Annotated in this window: 14 protein-coding genes; 9 read left to right on the top strand and 5 right to left on the bottom strand. The window is 71.4% G+C overall.

Annotated elements, in window-relative coordinates; all coding sequences use genetic code 11:
* The first annotated feature begins 173 nt into the window (after positions 1 to 173).
* From ACFY12_RS16470 to ACFY12_RS16480, 3 genes are all read left to right on the top strand, one after another.
* Entirely contained in the window at positions 174 to 434 is a 261-nt protein-coding gene (locus tag ACFY12_RS16470) for a hypothetical protein (RefSeq protein WP_390716457.1), read from the top strand.
* A gap of 402 nt (positions 435 to 836) precedes the next feature.
* Positions 837 to 1,067 carry a hypothetical protein gene (locus ACFY12_RS16475; protein ID WP_390716458.1) on the top strand — a complete coding sequence of 77 codons (231 nt, stop codon included), beginning with the start codon at positions 837 to 839 and terminating at the stop codon, positions 1,065 to 1,067.
* Between the two features lie 112 nt (positions 1,068 to 1,179).
* Positions 1,180 to 2,754, top strand: a complete 1,575-nt coding sequence (locus ACFY12_RS16480) for a class I adenylate-forming enzyme family protein (protein WP_390716459.1) — start codon at positions 1,180 to 1,182, stop codon at positions 2,752 to 2,754.
* Positions 2,755 to 3,174: 420 nt separating this feature from the next.
* Here the strand turns inward: ACFY12_RS16480 and ACFY12_RS16485 are convergent, their stop codons facing one another.
* Complete coding sequence (locus ACFY12_RS16485) at positions 3,175 to 4,746, bottom strand: FadD3 family acyl-CoA ligase (protein ID WP_390716460.1); 1,572 nt, start codon at positions 4,744 to 4,746, stop codon at positions 3,175 to 3,177.
* A 103-nt stretch (positions 4,747 to 4,849) separates the two neighbouring features.
* Between ACFY12_RS16485 and ACFY12_RS16490 the strand changes: the two genes are divergently transcribed.
* Genes ACFY12_RS16490 through ACFY12_RS16500 form a run of 3 tightly spaced genes read left to right on the top strand, consistent with a single transcriptional unit; the run spans position 4,850 to position 7,320 of the window.
* Positions 4,850 to 6,001, top strand: coding sequence for a lipid-transfer protein (locus ACFY12_RS16490; protein WP_390716461.1), 1,152 nt, complete (start codon positions 4,850 to 4,852; stop codon positions 5,999 to 6,001).
* Between the two features lie 9 nt (positions 6,002 to 6,010).
* Positions 6,011 to 6,562, top strand: a complete 552-nt coding sequence (locus tag ACFY12_RS16495; protein WP_390716462.1) for a Zn-ribbon domain-containing OB-fold protein — start codon at positions 6,011 to 6,013, stop codon at positions 6,560 to 6,562.
* Positions 6,559 to 7,320: an enoyl-CoA hydratase/isomerase family protein gene (locus ACFY12_RS16500; protein ID WP_390716463.1), complete on the top strand. Its 762-nt coding sequence runs from the start codon at positions 6,559 to 6,561 to the stop codon at positions 7,318 to 7,320. Before ACFY12_RS16495 ends, ACFY12_RS16500 begins: the two co-directional genes overlap by 4 nt.
* Before the next feature lie 54 nt (positions 7,321 to 7,374).
* Here the strand turns inward: ACFY12_RS16500 and ACFY12_RS16505 are convergent, their stop codons facing one another.
* The gene (locus ACFY12_RS16505; protein WP_390716464.1) at positions 7,375 to 7,959 is read right to left on the bottom strand and encodes a hypothetical protein; all 585 of its coding nucleotides are present in this window, start codon (positions 7,957 to 7,959) and stop codon (positions 7,375 to 7,377) included.
* Positions 7,960 to 8,197: 238 nt separating this feature from the next.
* Between ACFY12_RS16505 and ACFY12_RS16510 the strand changes: the two genes are divergently transcribed.
* Positions 8,198 to 9,268 (top strand): hypothetical protein, encoded by a 1,071-nt coding sequence (locus ACFY12_RS16510; RefSeq protein ID WP_390716465.1) that lies wholly within the window; start codon positions 8,198 to 8,200, stop codon positions 9,266 to 9,268.
* A 15-nt stretch (positions 9,269 to 9,283) separates the two neighbouring features.
* On the opposite strand, the gene ACFY12_RS16515 is transcribed toward ACFY12_RS16510, so the two are convergent.
* A complete protein-coding gene (locus ACFY12_RS16515; protein WP_390716466.1) occupies positions 9,284 to 11,914 on the bottom strand; it encodes a PQQ-binding-like beta-propeller repeat protein in 2,631 nt (876 codons plus the stop codon).
* Between the two features lie 1,035 nt (positions 11,915 to 12,949).
* Here ACFY12_RS16515 and ACFY12_RS16520 point away from each other — a divergent pair.
* On the top strand, positions 12,950 to 13,597 hold the full coding sequence (locus tag ACFY12_RS16520) for a TetR family transcriptional regulator (RefSeq protein WP_390716467.1): 648 nt from the start codon (positions 12,950 to 12,952) through the stop codon (positions 13,595 to 13,597).
* Between the two features lie 333 nt (positions 13,598 to 13,930).
* Here the strand turns inward: ACFY12_RS16520 and ACFY12_RS16525 are convergent, their stop codons facing one another.
* Together ACFY12_RS16525 and ACFY12_RS16530 are read right to left on the bottom strand one after the other, a co-directional pair.
* Positions 13,931 to 14,410, bottom strand: a complete 480-nt coding sequence (locus ACFY12_RS16525; RefSeq protein ID WP_390716809.1) for a nitroreductase/quinone reductase family protein — start codon at positions 14,408 to 14,410, stop codon at positions 13,931 to 13,933.
* Positions 14,410 to 15,798, bottom strand: coding sequence for an acyl-CoA dehydrogenase family protein (locus tag ACFY12_RS16530; protein WP_390716468.1), 1,389 nt, complete (start codon positions 15,796 to 15,798; stop codon positions 14,410 to 14,412). The genes ACFY12_RS16525 and ACFY12_RS16530 overlap by 1 nt, the downstream gene beginning before the upstream one ends.
* 197 nt (positions 15,799 to 15,995) lie before the next feature.
* On the opposite strand from ACFY12_RS16530, the gene ACFY12_RS16535 reads away from it, so the two are divergent.
* Positions 15,996 to 17,183, top strand: a complete 1,188-nt coding sequence (locus ACFY12_RS16535; protein WP_390716469.1) for an acetyl-CoA acetyltransferase — start codon at positions 15,996 to 15,998, stop codon at positions 17,181 to 17,183.
* Positions 17,184 to 17,248: the final 65 nt, after the last annotated feature.

A 17,248-nucleotide genomic window follows, 5' to 3' on the forward strand; every position in this document is an offset into this window, starting at 1 on the left:
GCTCGGTGCCCAGGCCGCACATTATGGTGAGCGGCCGTTGCTACGCCCGTCCGGCGGCCCACGGGGGAGTCGCCGGCCGGGCCACCAAGCAGTAAGCGCCCACACAGGAGTTGATCCGAGTGAACGCCGACAACAAGGCCCCAGCTACAGGGGACCGAGACGTTCTCCTGCCCATGGACAGCCATCAGCCCATCCTCGGAGCCGGTACCACCACGCAGGTGAAGCCGGCGGTCGAGCGGGATGTCGTGCTGCCCATGGACAGCCACCAGCCCATCCTCGCCACCGGCGCCACCACGCAGGCGAAGAAGGGGAAGAAGGCGGGCGAGCAGGACGACACCCTGCGCCCCATGGACAGCCACCAGCCCATCGCCACCCCTCTGGGCGAAGACAGCCACCAGCCCGGACCGGGCAACGGCGTTTCCCAGAAGGACTGACACCCGTCAGTTCGCCCACGGGCCCGGGCAAGGGGACCAGGGGGGACGGGGCCCATCGAAGCAACGGGGGAATCGGGGGATTCGGGGGAAAACGGGGGGTAACCGGGGGAACGGGGGTGTTTTCGGGGGATCGCAGGGGCCGGCTTCGACGGCACGGAGGGGATGCTGTCGAGAGCCGGTCCCTGCGGCGCGTTTCGCTTCCCGTCACGCCCCGCTCGGCGGTGCAACTGGCGATATTTATTTCTTTTTCGCGATGTTTCGAATATCTGCCTTCGCTCGCCGCTACGTTGTCTCAGGAACAGCAGATGTCTCGGGAACGGCAGTTGTCACGGGAGTGCCGGTTGTCACGAGAGTGGCAGTTGCCTCGGGAACAGCAACCGTCCCGCTCACCTAGGAGTTGGAATGACCCGCATACGCAAGAGCCTTGTGGCCACCGGTATCGCGCTGCTCGCGCTCGGTGCCGTCGCGCTGCCCGCCGCGGCCTCCGGCCACACGCCCGACCAGTCCGCCCAGTCTCACTCGGCGGCGATATGGGACAACCACGCACCGGTGATACCGGCGGACAACCATGCTCCGCTGACAGCCTTTGACAACCACGCTCCGCTGACGCCTGTGGACAACCACATGCCCTGACGGCCCCTCTTCAACGCTCCTGACAGTCCGACGACCTGACGTTCCATCAGGTTCGGTGCTAGAGTCGCGCGGCACTCCCGCCCCCGCTCCGCCCGCAGTCAGGAGGCGCGCCGTGTTCGAACCCGCTCGTATCCGCACACTCTGGGAGCTGGTCGAGTATCGGGCACGGGCCTCGCGCGGAGCGCCCATGTTCTTCGACGGGGACGGGCGGAGTGTCACCTTCGACGGGGTGCGCGACGAGGCCCTGCGGGTGGCGGCCGGGTTGGGCGGGCTGGGCATCGGGGCCGGAACGCGGGTGGCCTGGCAGCTGCCGACCCGGATCGGGACGGTGGTCGCCTCGCTGGCACTGGCCCGGCTCGGAGCCGTACAGATACCCGTCATCCCGCAGCAGCGGGAGCGCGAAGTCGGCTTCATCCTGGCCGAGTCGGCGGCGGAGTACGTCCTCGTGCCGGGCGTATGGCGAGGGTTCGACCACGCCGCGATGGTGCGGGAGGTGGCCGGGGGCGGGGTGCGGGTGGTCTCGGTCGCGGGCGGACTGCCGACGGGAGATCCGGCCGGACTGCCTGACGCGCCGCGCGGCGAGGGGAGGCGTGCGTCCGACGGCGACGAGGCGACGACCTGGATCTACCACACCTCCGGGACGACCGCGTCGCCCAAGGGCGTGGAGCACACCGACGCCACGTTGATCGCCGGCGGGGTCGGACTGGCCACGGCGCTGGGGATGTCCGCGCAGGACGTCGGCTCGATCGCCTTCCCGTACGCGCATATCGCCGGCCCGGACTACCTCATCGCCATGCTGGTCAGCGGCTTTCCCGCGGTCATCCTGGACAGCTTCGAGCCCGGCCGGGCGGCGGATGTCTACCGGCGGCGGGGCGTCACCATGGCCGGTGGCAGTACCGCCTTCTACCAGGCGTTCCACGACGAGTCGCGGCGCCGCCGGGGGCAGCGGCCGGGGGCGGCCGGGCCGCTGATTCCCTCGCTGAGGCTGCTGTCGGGCGGCGGGGCGCCGTTGCCGCCGGAGCTGTATGCGGCGGCCGGGCGGGAGCTGGAGTGCGCGATCGTGCACGGATACGGGATGACCGAGTGCCCGATGATCGCGATGGGGACGCCGTACGACAGCGATGAGCAGCTGGCACACACGGTGGGCCGCCCGGTCGTGGGTGCGGAGATACGGATCGCCCGGCCGGACGGGCGGGAGGCCGCGACGGGGGAGACCGGGGAGGTGACCCTCAAGGGCCGGATGCTCTTCCGGCGGTACACCGATCCGGCGCTGACCGCCGCGGCGTTCGACGCCGACGGGTACTTCCACACCGGTGACCTGGGGAGGCTCCGCCCGGACGGGCATCTGGTACTCACCGGCCGGCTCAAGGACATCATCATCCGCAAGGGCGAGAACATCTCGGCGCAGGAGATCGAGGACCTGCTTCACACCCACCCGGCCGTCGCCGAGGCGGCGGTGATCGGCCTACCGGACCGCGAGCGTGGGGAGCGGGTGTGTGCGGTGGTCAGGCCCGTCGACCCGGCTGCCCCGCCACCCACCCTGGACGCGCTGACCGCGCATCTGCGGGCTGCCGGGCTGATGGCCCAGAAGCTGCCGGAGCAGCTGGAGACCGTCGACGAACTGCCGCGCGGGGGACCGCTGAACAAGGTGCTGAAGGGGACGTTGCGGAGCCGCTACGCGCCGTAGCCTCCCGATGTTTTTGGCTGTCCCGCCGTGGGGGTTGTTCGCCTTTTGGCCTGGCAGCCGGCTGTTCTTTCGGCTTTCTCGCCGTTGCGCCTGGCGGCGGGCTGTTGCCGCTGCGCGGGGCTGTACGTCACGGGTGCGCCCCTCCGAACTTCGTTCTGCGGTGCGCCCCCTCCCGTGGGTGGGTGGAAAGAGACCGGTGGGGGTGTACGTGATCCCTTGTGTGCGTGCAGTGGACCACTTGCGTACAGCCCCACTCACCGTTTTTCCTCCCCCTCACGGGAGGGGCCGCTCCGCAGGACGAAGTCCGGAGGAGCGGACCCGCGCCCGACAAACCCACGCCCGCCGCAGGCGCAACGGCGAAACCGGAAGGCACGGCGGGAAAGCCAACAACGTGGGAAGGCAGCCAAGCGCAGCGATTAGCTAAGCGCAGCGGAACGTCGACTTGAGGACCTTTCCGCCCGCATTACGCGGCAGTTCGGGGACGAAGACGACCTCTCGGGGGACCTTGTAGTTGGCCATTTCGCGGCGGGCCCAGGCGATCAGGTCGTCGGCGGTGAGGGAGGAGCCGGGGCGGCGTACCGCGTAGGCTCTGCCGACCTCGCCGAGGCGACGGTCGGGTATGCCGATGACGGCGACCTCGGCGAGGTCCGGGTGGCCGCAAAGGAGTTGCTCTATCTCGGCGGGGTAGGCGTTGAAGCCGCCGACGATGAACATGTCCTTGACGCGGTCGGTGATCCGGAGGTTCCCGGCCGCGTCGAGCACGCCGATGTCCCCGGTGTGCAGCCAACCCTGGGCGTCGAGGACCTTTGCGGTCTCCTCCGGGTCCTCGAAGTAGCCGCGCATCACGTGGTGGCCGCGCACCAGTACCTCGCCAGGCTCGTCCGGTGCGGCGAGGACTCGCACCTCGGTGTCCGGGATCGCGCGTCCTGATGTCATGGCCACGGTCTCCGGAGCGTCGCCGCGGCGGCACATCGTGACGAGGCCACTCGCTTCGGAGAGGCCGTACGCCGTCAGGACCGTTCCCACGCCCAGCTCCGTACGCAGCCGTTCCACGAGTTCGAGCGGTACCGTTGCGGCGCCGGTGACCATCAGCCGCAGCGCGCTCATGTCCTGGGCGGAGCACGCCGGATGGTCGAGGAGGGACTGGAGCAGCGCGGGCGGGCCCGGCAGCACCGAGATCCGTTCGGCGGTGAGGTTCGCCAGCACCGTGTCCACACTGGACACGGGCTGTGGCACCATCGCCGTGCCCCGCAGCAGGCACGCGACGATGCCCGCCTTGTAGCCGAACGTGTGGAAGAACGGGTTCACGATGAGGTAGCGGTCGTCTTCGCGCAGCCCTGCCAGTGCGCTCCATACGCCGTAGCAGCGCAGGGTCTGCGCGTGGGTGATGACTGCGCCCTTGGGGTGGCCCGTCGTGCCCGAGGTGAAGATGATGTCGGACGGGGCGGTGGAGGGCACTGATGCGGCGCGCCGCCACACCTCCTCCGCCGTGACCCGGTCGCCGTCGGCCAGGAACTCCTTCCAGGTCCGGTACCCCTCGGGTGCGCTGTCCGACAGCACCACCACCTGCTCCAGGCAGGGCAGTTGGCTGCGGACGCGACGGAGCGCGGCGACGTACGAGGTGCCGAGGAAGGTGCCGGTGATGAAGAGCAGGCGGGTGCGGGTGAGGTGGAGGACGTGGGCGGCTTCGGTGCCCTTGAAGCGGGTGTTGACGGGGACCAGGACGGCGCCCGCGGTCACCGCGCCGAGGGCGGAGACGATCCAGTCGAGGGTGTTGGGAGCCCAGACGGCGACCCGGTCGCCGGGCGTGATGCCGGAGGCGATGCAGGCGGCTGCCGCCCGCTCCACCCGCTCGCCCAGCTCGGCGTACGAGACCCGGGTACGGCCCTCGGCCACGGCCTCCCGGGGGCCGTACCGCCGGGCGGCCGCGCGCACCAGCCCGGGGAGGGTGCCGTACCGCAGATCCGCCCGCGCATCCACGTCTTCGCGCATCGCATGCCTCCCGCCGAAGGCCCGGCAGCAGTAGCTGACTAGTCGTCAGATTAGCGGTAGCCTCCTCCGCTGTCAGTACGGGCGGACGACCACGGAGGCGGCGATGGGGGCGACCCTCAAGGACGCTACGGCGATAGCCGGCATCGGGCAGACTCCGTTCGCCAGACACCTCCCCGAGTCCGAGAAGGCCCTGGCCTGCCGGGCCATCGTCGCGGCGCTGGACGACGCCGGGATCGCCCCCTCGGAGGTGGACGCCTTCGCCTCCTACACCATGGAGGAGACCGACGAGGTCGAGATAGCCAAGGCCATCGGTGCCGGGGACGTCACCCACTTCTCCAAGGTCGGCTACGGCGGCGGGGGTTCCTGCGCGACGGTCGCCCACCTTGCCGCGGCCATCGCCACCGGCCAGGCCGGCGTCGGCGTCGCCTGGCGGTCCCGTAAACGCGGCTCGGGACCGCGGCCCTGGAAGAACACCCGGGTCCAGCTGCCGACACCGGCGCAGTGGACCCGCCCCTTCGGGCTGCTGCGCCCCGCCGACGAGATCGGCATGCTGGCCCGCCGCTATATGCACGAGTACGGCGCCACCCGCGACCACTTCTTCAATGTCGCGCTGGCCTGCCGTAACCGCGCCAACCAGAACCCGGCCGCGATCATGTACGAGCGCCCGCTGACCCGCGAGATGTATATGACCGCGCGCTGGATCAGCGAACCACTCTGCCTCTTCGACAACTGCCTGGAAACGGATGGCGCGCTGGCCTGTGTCGTGGTCCCGGCGGAGCGCGCCCGGGACTGTCGCCGGCGGCCCGTCTATATCCACTCCGCCGCCCAGGGGCTGCCGGCCCAGCACCACGGCATGGTCAACTACTGGAACGACGACCCGCTCACCGGCCCCGCCTGGACCGCCGCCCGGCACCTGTGGAAAGGCGCCGACCTCGGACCGCGGGACGTCGACGTGGCACAGATCTATGACGCGTTCACCCCCCTGATCCCCCTCTCGCTGGAGGGGTATGGATTCTGCGGGCGCGGTGAGGGCGCGGCCTTCACCGAGGGGGGCGCGCTGGAGATCGGCGGCCGGCTTCCCCTCAACACCGGCGGCGGAGGCCTCTCCGAGGCGTACGTACACGGTTTCAACCTGATCACCGAAGGCGTCAGACAGCTGCGCGGCACCAGCACCGCACAGGTTCCCGGCGCCACCACCTGCCTGGTCACCGCGGGCGAGGGCGTCCCCACCTCGGCCCTGCTGCTGAGGAGTTGAGGTGCGTCGATGAGTACACGTGAGTCCATGTCCTCCAGGGTGACACCGGCCACTGACAATCGGCCCGCCACTGACGATCCGTCCGCTGGCGGCCCGCCCGACGACGGCAATCCCTCCGCCGCCGACTCCGGCCTGCTGCTGCCCGTCCCCGATGACGACGGTGAGCCCTTCTGGGCGTACGCCGCGCACGGCGAACTGCGCATCCAGGCCTGCGCCGACTGCGGAGAGCTCCGCTTCCCGCCCCGGCCCTGCTGTCCGCACTGCCAGTCCTTCACCGCCCACTGGCGGCGGATGAGCGGCCGCGGCCGCATCTGGTCCTACGTCCTCCCGCACCCGCCGCTGCTGCCCGCGTACGGTGCCCGGCCCGGCTACAACGTGATCGTCGTGGAGCTGGCCGACGCCCCCCGGGTCCGGCTCGTCGGCAACCTCGTCGCAGCCGCCGACGCCCCCCTCAACTCCGTCGACCCGGCCCGGCTGCGCATCGGCGCCCCGGTGAAAGCCGTCTTCCACACCATGCCCGGAGGCATGACCGTGCCCCGCTGGCTCCTGGAGCGGCCATGACGGTCCGTACGGAGATCACGGACGGGGTCGCGCTGGTCACCCTCGACCGGCCCGAGCGGCACAATGCCATCGATCTCGACACCGCCGCGGAACTCGCCGCCACCTGGCGCGCGTTCCGCTTCGACGACTCCGTACGGGCCGCGGTGATCACCGGCGCCGGCGGCCGCGCCTTCTGCACCGGCATCGACCGCTCCGCCGACGTCCCCCAGCCGCCCTCGCCCTACTCCCTCGACGACCCCCTGCTCACCATCGGCCCGAAGGCCAACGACCTGTGGAAGCCGGTCATCGCCGCCGTCGACGGCATGGCCTGCGGCGGCGCCTGCTACCTCCTGGGCGAGGCCGAATTCCTCATCGCCTCCGAGAACTCCACCTTCTTCGACCCGCATACCGTCTACGGGATGGTCAGCGCGTACGAATCCATCCTCATGGCGCAGCGGATGCCCCTGGGGGAGATCGCCCGGCTCGCCCTGATGGGCACGGCGGAGCGGCTGAGCGCGCCCCGCGCGTACGAGATCGGGCTGGTCTCCGAGCTGACCGCACCGGGCGCCGCGGCCGAGGTCGCGCTGCACCGCGCCGCGGTGGTCGCCGCCCAGCCGACCGAGGCGGTCCAGGGCACCGTACGCGCTCTCTGGGCGGCCAAGGAGGCCACCAGAGCACAAGCCCTGGCGCACGCCCCCCACCTCATCGCCCTGGGCAACCTGCCCCCGGAGCGGCAGGCGGAACTGTTCGCCTCCCGGAGACGGCACCGGGGCCGCTGATCCGGTGCCGTTCTTCCGCTCCCTCTCCTCGGCCCTCTGGATTACCTCTCCGGGCTACATCCGGGATTTGCGGGCCCGGGTGACCTGGCAGGTGAACCAGAACTGCCCGATGGAGGACTGGTTGACCGTGTACTTGGCGGTGTAGGTCTCGGATTCCCCGGGGCGCACGACGATCGACCGCTCGTGCAGCCCGTACGCGTTGCCGTCGGCCGGCCGGGCCTTCATCCAGTTGACGGCCATGTCGTAGGAGTAGGTGTCGGTCGAGGACGGGTTGCGGATCGTGACCGTGTACGTGAACTGCCGCAGCGAGGTGGAGAAGTCGCAGCCGCGGCCGGAGACGTCCGACCGTCCGTCCGGGTCGTACGTCTCCTGGGCCGGCGACGGCGAGTAGGTGGGCTCGTACGACGGGTCGGGGTTGTAGCCGCCGGTGGAGGAGGACGTGGACGTGGAGGTGGGGGTGGAGGTGGGCGTCGGGTAGTAGGTCGGGATCACGACCCGGGGGCGGGCGAAGGCGCAGCCGCTGACCGTTGCGAGCGTGGCCACCGCCAGTCCCGCCGCGACCGCCGCCTTCGTACCCCTGCGGGTGCCGCCGAGGACGCCCGTACCTGTACCCGTGCCCGCGCGTGTGCCCGTAGGCATGGCTGTGCGCTGCTTCGTCTTCATTCGCCTGCTGTCCCCCGTGGAAATATCCGAGCCGCGCCACCCTGTGGGTTGACGTGACTTGACGCGTGCACGGCACCCTAGCAAGCCCCGGGTGGGTGTCCCCGCGGGCATCTCATGGGGCCGCATGTGGGCGTATCTGTCTAGCGAGCGCAGACGGGCAGGCGTAGCGTCGGTCACGGAGGACGGCAGAACGATCCGAAGCGAGGCGACGCCCGTGGTGCGCAACGTTCTCGGGTCCCTGATCGCCCTCGTCGGAGCGACGGCCGCCGTCCTGAGCCCCTTCCGTCCCTGGTACGACGGCCGTCACGGCAGCGATGTACGGATCGAGGACCTGTTCAACGGCATCACCGACAACGCCGCCGCGCTCTTCGGCTCGCTCCTCCTCCCGATGGCCTTCGCCGCGCTGCTCACGCTGGTCGGCGTCGCGCTGCGCTCCCGGCCGACGGTCGCCCTCGCCGGGCTGGTCGTACTGGGCTTCACGATCCTGTGGATGGTCCGCCAGGGGCAGGCCGCGGGCGAGCTCACGGTGGGCACCCGTGGCGTGGGCATCGGCGTGGCCAACGCCCTGGGCGGTGGTGCGCTGTTGTTGCTCGGCGCTCTGATCATGCGGGGCCGCAACCGCCGGGCGTACGGCCGCGGAGACGATCGCGACTACGACCGCCCGCACCACCCGGGACCCTACGACCAGGGCTACGACTACCAGGGCTACGACTACCGGGGCTATGACGAGCGGGGTTATGGCCGGCGGGGCTATGAGGAGCGGCCGTACGACGACGGCCGTTACGGCCACCCCTACGTATACGGCGACGAGGACGACACCCCGACCGCCCCTTTGCCGGTCGTCGAGCCGCCGCCGACCGAGGAGCTGCCGCGGACCCCCGCACCGGAGTCCCGGCAGCAACAACCTCAGCAGTCACGGCATCAGCCTCAGCAGCCGCGGCGGCCGGAGCCTCAGGGGCCACCGCAGACCCTGCCGTCCCACCGGTTTCCCCCTACGCCCCCGGTGGAGTGGGGCAGGGAACACCGTCGGCCGCAGTCGCCACAGCCCGAGGAACCGCAGGAGAGCCAAGAGACCCAGCAGATCCAACAGGTCCAACCGGCCCAGCAGGTCCAACAGACTCAACAGATCCAACAGACTCAACAGATCCAGAAAACTCAGAAGTCCCAGAAGCTCCAGCAGCCTCCGCGGCCCGGAGAATCGAAGCCAGAACCGAAGCCTGAACCGAAGCCCGACGAACCCCAAGAGCCTCAGGGGCCTCAACGGCCTCCGGAGCGGCAGGAGTAGTAGTCCTCCGCGTCGCTACGGCCTCCGTGCCTGCCCCGTCCCCATGGCGGCGTCCAAGGCGTAGACGCAGCGGTCCTTGCTGCAGGCGTAGACGACTCCGGCGACCGCCACCGGTGAGCCGGTGATCTCTCCGCCGGTGGCCAGTTTCCAGCGCAGCTGGCCACCCATCGCGTCGAGCGTGTACAGGCAGTGGTCGGCCGAGCCGAAGTGCACCCTGCCCTCCGCGACGACCGGTGCGCCGATGATCTCCGCGCCGGCCTGGAAGCGCCAGCGCGGGGTGCCGGTCACCGCGTCCAGGGTGTAGAGCGCCTTGCCGCTGCCCAGGTGGACCGCGCCATGGGCGACCAGCACCGGTTCGGCGGACTGCCGGGCCTCGGTGGCGATCCGCCAGCGGTCGCGGCCGTCCGCCGGGTCCAGGGCGTAGACCGTGCCGAGATAGTCGGCCAGGTAGATGCCGCCGCCGGTGACGGCCGGTCCGGGGGCGAACGCGGGCGGGCTCAGGAACACCGCGGGTGCCTCGAAGTGCCAGCGCACCTCGCCGCGTGCGATGTCGATCGCCAGCACCCGGCTCCCCGCCACCACATAGACCACCCCGTCCGGCGCGGGCAGCAGCCGCATCGGCACTCCGCCGCAGGCCGCCGCGTCACCGACCGGATACGACCAGCGCTCGGCGCCGGTACGCGCCTCCAGCGCCTTCAGCCGCGTATCGGCCCATACGAACACCGTGCCGTTGTGCACCACGGGCCCGGCCTCGGCGGTCTCGAATTCGGTCTGCACACCGGAGGTCTCCCACAGCAGCTCGCCGGTGGCGGCCTCCCACGCCTGGACTCCGCCACCGCGGGTGCTGGTGACGACGGTGCCGCGGTCGGCCTTGAGGGCGTAGACCCAGCCCTCGGCGTTCAGCCGCCAGCGCTCGGTGCCGTCGACGGCGTCCAGCGCGTACAGGCTGGGACCGTCGGAGGCGTGGATCCGACCGTCCGCGACCGCCATCGACCAGGCGACGTCACGGGTCTTGAACCGGCGGCGTCCACTGGCCACGTCGAGTGCGTGGACCTCGAAGGACGTGATGTAGAGCAGACCGTCGGCGACGACCGGGGTTCCCCAGACGTCGTTCGACATCCGGAACCGCCAGGGGCGCCAGCGGCCCGGCTCGGCGGCGGGCGGGCCTGGCGGTTCCGGCGGGGCGGCGGGCTGCGCGCCGACGCCGGTGCCGGCGCCGTCGGCCACCGGGGTGCCGGGGGCGGCCGCGCCCTGCCGCGGTACACCGGCCGCGGGGCCGGTGGCGGGCGGCCGCACCCAGTTCGTCGCGGCGGCGGCCTGCCCGCGCGGCTGCGGGTCCCGGACCTCGGCGCGCGGCCCCGGCCCTATCGGGGCGGGTGAGCCGCCGAGACGTACCGGACCGGCGCCGCCGGGGCCGGCAGAGGCGCCGGGGGCACCGGGGTGCTCGCCGGGGTTTCCGCGCGGGTCGGCGGCGCGGTGCGCGGCGGGGCCGGCGCCGACCTTCCCGGGCCAGCCGGGGCCGGCGGAGGCCGATGCCTGGGCGGGGGCCGGGGCCGCCGGGGCGCTCTCCGGCCGTGGTGGCGCCGCTACGGGCTGGGGTACCGGCATCGGGGGCGGGGGCGCTGCGGGCGGGGCCATGGGCGGGGGCGGAGGGGAGGCCGGCGGGGCGGAGTGCGCCGGACGGCCGGCGGAGCCGCGCTGCGCGCTCGCCCGCGGAGCCTCCTGCGGTGTCACGGAGCGGCCGCCGCGGCGGCTCTCGATGAGCCCCACGGCGCCCGGCGGCAGCCAGGCGGAGGCGGTACCGCTGTCGTCGCCGCCGGAGCTGAAGAGGTGCGGTGCGAGCTGGGACTGCAGATCCGCGGGGGACGGCCGGTGGCCGGCGTCCATCTGCATACAGGACTCGATGAGCGGACGCAGTTCGTCCGGCAGCCCGGTCAGGTCCGGTCCCTCGCGCAGCAGCATGAACACCGTCTCGACGGGGTTGGCGCCATGGAACGGCGCATGCCCGGTGGCGGCGAACACCAGCGTCGAGCCGAGCGAGAACACATCGCTGGCGCCCGTGACACTGCGGGAGTCACGGGCCTGCTCGGGCGACATGTACGCGGGCGTGCCGACGGCCACGTTCGTCATGGTCAGCCGGGTGTTGGACACCCCGGAGGCGATACCGAAGTCGATCACCCGGGGGCCGTCCTCGACGACCAGCACATTGGACGGCTTCAGGTCGCGGTGGACCAGACCGGCGCCGTGGATGGACTGCAGCGCCTCGGCGATGCCGGCCGCCAGCCAGCGCACCGCCTGGGCCGGCAGCGGCCCGCACTCATTGACTATTTCCTCCAGGGAGGGTGCGGGGACGTACGCCGTCGCGAGCCAGGGGACCGCCGCCCGCGGGTCGGCGTCGACCACCGCCGCGGTGTAGAAGCCGCTGACCGCGCGGGCCGCCTCGACCTCGCGCGTGAAGCGGACCCGGAACAGCTGGTCCTCGGCCAGCTCGGTGCGCACCGTCTTGATCGCCACGCGCCGGCCGGACGCCGAGCGGGCCAGATAGACCAGGCCCATGCCGCCGGCCCCGAGACGGCCGAGCACCTCGAACGGCCCGATCCGCCGGGGATCGTGCTGCGTCAGCGCCTTCAGCTGCTGCTCCACCACTTGCCTGCCACCTCCCCGTGGGGCGTAAAAAAGAGACTCTCACCAGCCGCGAGCCGCCGAGAGCCACTGCCCCGTGCAGCGTCTCACCGCCTGGCCGAACCGGCCGTACGCGTGCTGATTCTTCCTGGCCGAGCCGACGGTTGCGAACCCGGGGCCCGTCCGTCGTGTCATGGCATGCCCGTCGTTCCCCGTACCGGGCCCGTTACCCGACGTAACCCCACCCTGTCTGACGTGCTCCGATCCGTCCGCCGTTGCGCAGTTGTCAGGGGTTACCGGCCGGTTATGACTCCTGCGGCGCCGACCTTGCCCGTCCCTGGCCCACCTCTGCCCGGCTCTCTTCCCCCTTCCCCCTTCCCCCTTCCCCCTTCCCCCGTCGCCTCCGCCCGCGCCCTTCCCGTGCCCCTTGGTTCCTGCCCTGGTCCGTGCCCCGCCCGTTCACCGCCGTGCGGGGCGGTTCAGTGCCGTCCAGTGGTTCGGTACCGTCCAGTACGGATCAATTCTGCGCTGTCGAGCGCCACTTCGGCGGGATGGGGCGTGGCGTGGCGCCGTGATAGTCGGGCTGATGGTGTCCGGGCAGCGTTCACTGACGGCTGCCGCGGCGGCCATATGTCCACGCTAGCGCCGGTTTGTGTGATCTGCCCGGCGGGGGTCGCGGATTCGCGTGTGGGGCGCGGGGGCGGGGGCGGGAGCCCTGAGTGATTCCGCGCTCCGGGCGGGAGCGAGCGATTCCGCGCTCCCGGGATTCGGACTCCGGGTTTCCGGCTCCCGACGTCCAACTGATGGCCCCGTTCAAGTATTTACCGTGCGGGAAATTACGGTGCGCACCGCACGGATAGCGATCGCTTATCCACCGAAGTTGTCCACAGCCTGTTGATAAAGGCATTCACCGGTTCGGACCAAGCCGGGGCGGCCGGTTTGCCGCCGTGAGCAGGGGCGCCACCAGCGCACTCGTGGGGCTTCCGGGCCCCTAACTCCCGCATCCCCATTTGCAGGCAGCCAGATCGCGCTCCGATCACCCCTCGGTAAGCTGACGGCATGACAGGACAAGTGCGAACCGTTGACGGCAGAGTTGCCGGCCGCCGTGGACAGGCGACGCGGCAGAAGCTTCTCGACTGCCTCAGTGAAATGCTCAGTTCGTCCCCCTACCGGGACGTCAAGGTCATCGATGTGGCCCGAAAAGCGGGGACTTCACCCGCTACGTTCTATCAGTACTTCCCCGACGTCGAAGGAGCCGTCCTCGAAATCGCGGAGGAGATGGCCAAAGAGGGTGCCTCTCTGACCGATCTTGTCGCCGGCCGCTCCTGGGCGGGTAAATCCGGCTGGCAGACGGCAGAGGACCTGGTTGACGGCTTCCTCTCCTTCTGGCGCAGGAACGACGCCATTCTGCGCGTCGTCGACCTGGGTGCGGCCGAGGGTGACAAGCGGTTCTACAAGATCCGCATGAAGATCCTCAATGCCGTCACCAACTCGCTCACGGAGTCCATTCAGGAGCTCCAGAGCAAGGGCAGGATCGACAAGGACGTGAGCGCGGCAGCCATGGCCGGCTCGATCGTCGCCATGCTGGCGGCGGTCGCCGGGCACCAGAAGGGCTTCCAGAGCTGGGGCGTCAAGCAGGCCGAGCTCAAGCCCAACCTGGCGCTGCTGGTGCACTACGGCGTCACCGGCAAGAAGCCGACCAAGTAACCGGCTCAACCAGTGTTGCTGCCGCCGCCGGCATCCGTGCGGGTGTCTGTGCCGGGTAACCGGTGCGGCCGGTGTCACCGGCAAGTAGCCGGCCGAGCGGCCGATCACGTATCGGAGCGGCCGGTGCACAACCAGCGAGTAACCGAGTAACCGAAAAACCGAGCACGCAGCCGAGGAAGCGGCCGAGCGGTAGCCGCGCCTCCAAGTCCCGGTGCATCCGGGCCGGTTCGCCATCGGTCCGGTGTCTGTCCTGCCATACAGCATGCATCACATGTAACGGGTGCCTCTCGTCCGGGGGCGCCCGTTGCGCATGTCAGGGCCGGTCAGGGCCGGTCAGCGCCGTTCCAGCCGCTCCAGTCGGAACAGCCGGATCTCCCGCTCCACCCGTGCCTGATACGCGGCATACGGAGGCCAGAACTCCAGCGCCGTCCGCCACGCCCGCGCTCGCTCCTCACCGGTCAGCAGCCGGGCCCGTACGGGAATGTCCTGGCTCCGCCAATTGATCTCCGCTTCGGGGTTCTTGAGCAGATTGCCGGTCCAGGCCGGATGTCCGGGCCGCCCGAAGTTGCTGCCGACCAGCAGCCAGCTGCCGCCCTCCTCCGGCACGCAGGCCAGCGGGGTGCGCCGCGGCCGCCCGCTCCGGGCACCGGTCGCGGTCAGTATCACCCCTGGCAGCATCCGGGCGCTGAGCAGCACCTTTCCGTGGGTCAGCCGGTGCACCGCGCGGTCCAGCGCGGGGATGACGTGCGGGGCGATCCGGGCGAACGTACGGGTTGCGGAGATCTTCTGCACCAGCCGCCGAGTCGGTGACATCACGCGGCGCCCCGTCCCACGCCGGCGCCCGGTCCCTGTCCTGCGCCCGTACCCGCGCCTGCGCCCGGTCCCGAACCCTGTCTCGCGCCCGTACCCGCGCCTGCGCCCGGTCCCGAACCCTGTCCCGCGCCTGCGCCCGCGAACAGCCCCGCCTCCTCGGCGGCCCGCGCCCGCAGCCGGTGGACCGGGCCCAGCAGCAGCTCGTCGCAGGCCGCACGCTTGAAGTACAGATGCGCCGCATGCTCCCAGGTGAAGCCGAGGCCGCCGTGCAGCTGCACCGCCTCCCCCGCCACCGCGCGCAGCGCCTCCAGCGTCTGTGCGAGCGCCAGCGCACCCACGCCGGGCTCTGCGCGTCCCGCCGACCACGCCGCGTAGTACGCCGCCGAGCGCGCCGCCTGCAGCGCCACGTAGAGATCCGCGAGCCGGTGCTGGACCGCCTGGAAGGAGCCGATGGGCCGGCCGAACTGCTCGCGCTCCTTGACGTAGGCGACGGTGCGGGTGAGTGCCGCATCGGCCGCCCCGACGGCTTCGGCGGCCAGCGCCGCGGCGGCGACCGCACCGGTCGCGGCCAGTGCCGCGGCCACGGCCGTCGCGCCACCGTCCCGCGGCTCGTTCCCCAGGCTGTTCCCCGGGACGTTGCCCGGGATGTTGCCCGGACCGTTCCGCCGTCTCTTCTCCTCGCCCAGCAACTCGGCCCGTACCTCCCGAAGTTGGATCCGCGCCTGAGGGCGGGTCTCGTCCAGCGGGGTCTGCCGGACCCGTAGCAGTCCCGGGGCTTCGTCCGCGCGTACCACGAAGAGCAGGGTGCGGCCGCGTACGAAGCCGCCGGTGTGCGCGGCCACCAGCAGGATGTCCGCGGTGTGCCCGTTCAGCACCTGCCCGGCCTCCCCGTACAGCCGCCAGCCGTCTTCCGTCATCCGGGCCTGGATCCCACCCGCTCGTCCGCCGCCCGCCCAGTCGCCGTCGTTCGCCCCGGTGAGGGCGAGCGCGGTGGCCAGCCGGCCACCCGGTACGGCGAGTGTGCCGGTCAGCTCGCCGGAGGCGAGAGCCGGCAGCAGCGTGCCGCGCTGGCGTTCGCTGCCCAGTGCGAGGATCAGCGGGGCGGCCAGCGCGGCGGTGGCGATCAGGGGCGAGGGGAGCAGGGCGCGGCCGGTCTCCTCGCAGGCCAGGGCGAGTTCGGTGGGGCCGCAGCCCACCCCTCCGTAAGCGGTGGGCAGGGCGAGGCCGGGCAGTCCGAGGTGCCCGGCGAGCCGATGCCACAACTGCTCGTCGTAGCCCGGTGGGGTGCGTACCGCCGCTTTCACCTCGTCCGGGCCGCAGTGTCCGCGCAGCAGATCGCGCAGGGTGCGGCGGATTCCGTGCTGCTCCTCGGTGAACGCGGCATCCATCGGCGGGCTCCTCCCGGCCGTACGACCACGCCCGTCCGTTCCTTCCGAATCCGGACGGACCGTCTCGGGGCATCTGAACTAACTGACGGGCCGTCATGTTAGGCGGGAAAATGGCACTTTCCTAGTTCCACACGCCCACCTGAAGCCCGCGCATCCGATGTACCGTCAGATCCATGCCCATGCCCATGTCTGTGCCCATGCCCATGTCTTCAGTGACGTCCGGGGCGCGCAGGGTCGCCGTCGCCGGAGTGGCCCTGTCCGACTGCGGCCGCGTGGACGAGGCCACCCCGTACGCCCTGCATGCCCAGGCCGCCCGCCGGGCCCTCGGCGAGAGCGGTCTGGACCGGTCCGTGATCGACGGCTTCGCCTCGGCCGGCCTGGGCACCCTCGCCCCCATCGAGGTCGCCGAGTACCTGGGCCTCCGCCCCACCTGGGTCGATTCGACCTCGGTCGGCGGTTCCACCTGGGAGGTGCTGGCCGCACACGCCGCCGACGCGATCGCGGCCGGCCACGCCAACGCCGTACTCCTCGCCTACGGCTCCACCGCCCGCGCCGACCTCAAGGCCCGGCGGCGCACTGCCAACCTCTCCTTCGGCGCCCGTGGGCCGCTCCAGTTCGAGGTCCCCTACGGGCACACGCTGATCGCCAAGTACGCCATGGCCGCCCGTCGCCATATGCACCAATACGGCACCACGCTGGAGCAGTTGGCCCAGATCGCTGTCCAGGCGCGAGCCAACGCGGCCGCCAACCCGGATGCCCTGTACCGCGCCCCGATCACCGTCGACGAGGTCCTCTCCGGGCCGGTGATCGCCGACCCGTTCACCAAACTGCACTGCTGCGTTCGCTCCGACGGCGGCTGCGCGGTCCTGCTGGTCGCCGAGGAGTACGTCCCCGACCTGGCCAAGTCGCCGGTCTGGGTGCTTGGTTCCGGTACCGCGATCTCCCACGCGGCGATGTCCGAGTGGGACGACTTCACCGTCTCGCCGGCGGCGGTCTCCGGGCGCCTCGCCTTCGCCCGCGCGGGTGTCCGCCCCGCCGAGATCGATGTCGCCGAGCTGTATGACGCCTTCACGTATATGACTCTGGTGACGCTGGAGGACCTGGGATTCTGCGACAAGGGCGAGGGCGGTGCGTTTGTCGAGAACGGTCGGCTGCTGCGGGGCGGCGAGCTGCCGGTCAACACCGACGGTGGCGGGCTGGCCGCCTGCCACCCTGGAATGCGGGGGCTTTTCCTGCTGGTTGAGGCGGTGCGCCAGCTCCGTGGCGAGGCGGGCCCGGACCGCCAGGTCCGGAGGGCGGACGGCACGCTGCCGCAGCTCGCGGTCGCCTCGGGCACCGGCGGCTGGTTCTGCTCGTCGGGGACGGTGGTGCTGGGGCGGGGCTAGGGCCCTGCTGACGCCGCGGAGATCCATCAGAAGGGCCCCAGGGAAGGCGGAGGCGAGGTTCCGCG

The sequence above is a fragment of the Streptomyces sp. NPDC001339 genome (assembly GCF_042895955.1).
GTDB lineage: Bacteria > Actinomycetota > Actinomycetes > Streptomycetales > Streptomycetaceae > Streptomyces.

What these genes read in the sequence shown, in the direction of transcription:
- ACFY12_RS16500 (WP_390716463.1), top strand. Translation starts at nt 6,559, where the DNA reads ATGACGGTCCGTACGGAGATCACGGACGGGGTCGCGCTGGTCACCCTC.
- ACFY12_RS16495 (WP_390716462.1), top strand. Translation starts at nt 6,011, where the DNA reads ATGAGTACACGTGAGTCCATGTCCTCCAGGGTGACACCGGCCACTGAC.
- ACFY12_RS16485 (WP_390716460.1), bottom strand. Translation starts at nt 4,746, where the DNA reads ATGCGCGAAGACGTGGATGCGCGGGCGGATCTGCGGTACGGCACCCTC.
- ACFY12_RS16475 (WP_390716458.1), top strand. Translation starts at nt 837, where the DNA reads ATGACCCGCATACGCAAGAGCCTTGTGGCCACCGGTATCGCGCTGCTC.
- ACFY12_RS16470 (WP_390716457.1), top strand. Translation starts at nt 174, where the DNA reads ATGGACAGCCATCAGCCCATCCTCGGAGCCGGTACCACCACGCAGGTG.
- ACFY12_RS16535 (WP_390716469.1), top strand. Translation starts at nt 15,996, where the DNA reads ATGCCCATGTCTTCAGTGACGTCCGGGGCGCGCAGGGTCGCCGTCGCC.
- ACFY12_RS16530 (WP_390716468.1), bottom strand. Translation starts at nt 15,798, where the DNA reads ATGGATGCCGCGTTCACCGAGGAGCAGCACGGAATCCGCCGCACCCTG.
- ACFY12_RS16525 (WP_390716809.1), bottom strand. Translation starts at nt 14,410, where the DNA reads ATGTCACCGACTCGGCGGCTGGTGCAGAAGATCTCCGCAACCCGTACG.
- ACFY12_RS16520 (WP_390716467.1), top strand. Translation starts at nt 12,950, where the DNA reads ATGACAGGACAAGTGCGAACCGTTGACGGCAGAGTTGCCGGCCGCCGT.
- ACFY12_RS16490 (WP_390716461.1), top strand. Translation starts at nt 4,850, where the DNA reads ATGGGGGCGACCCTCAAGGACGCTACGGCGATAGCCGGCATCGGGCAG.
- ACFY12_RS16505 (WP_390716464.1), bottom strand. Translation starts at nt 7,959, where the DNA reads ATGCCTACGGGCACACGCGCGGGCACGGGTACAGGTACGGGCGTCCTC.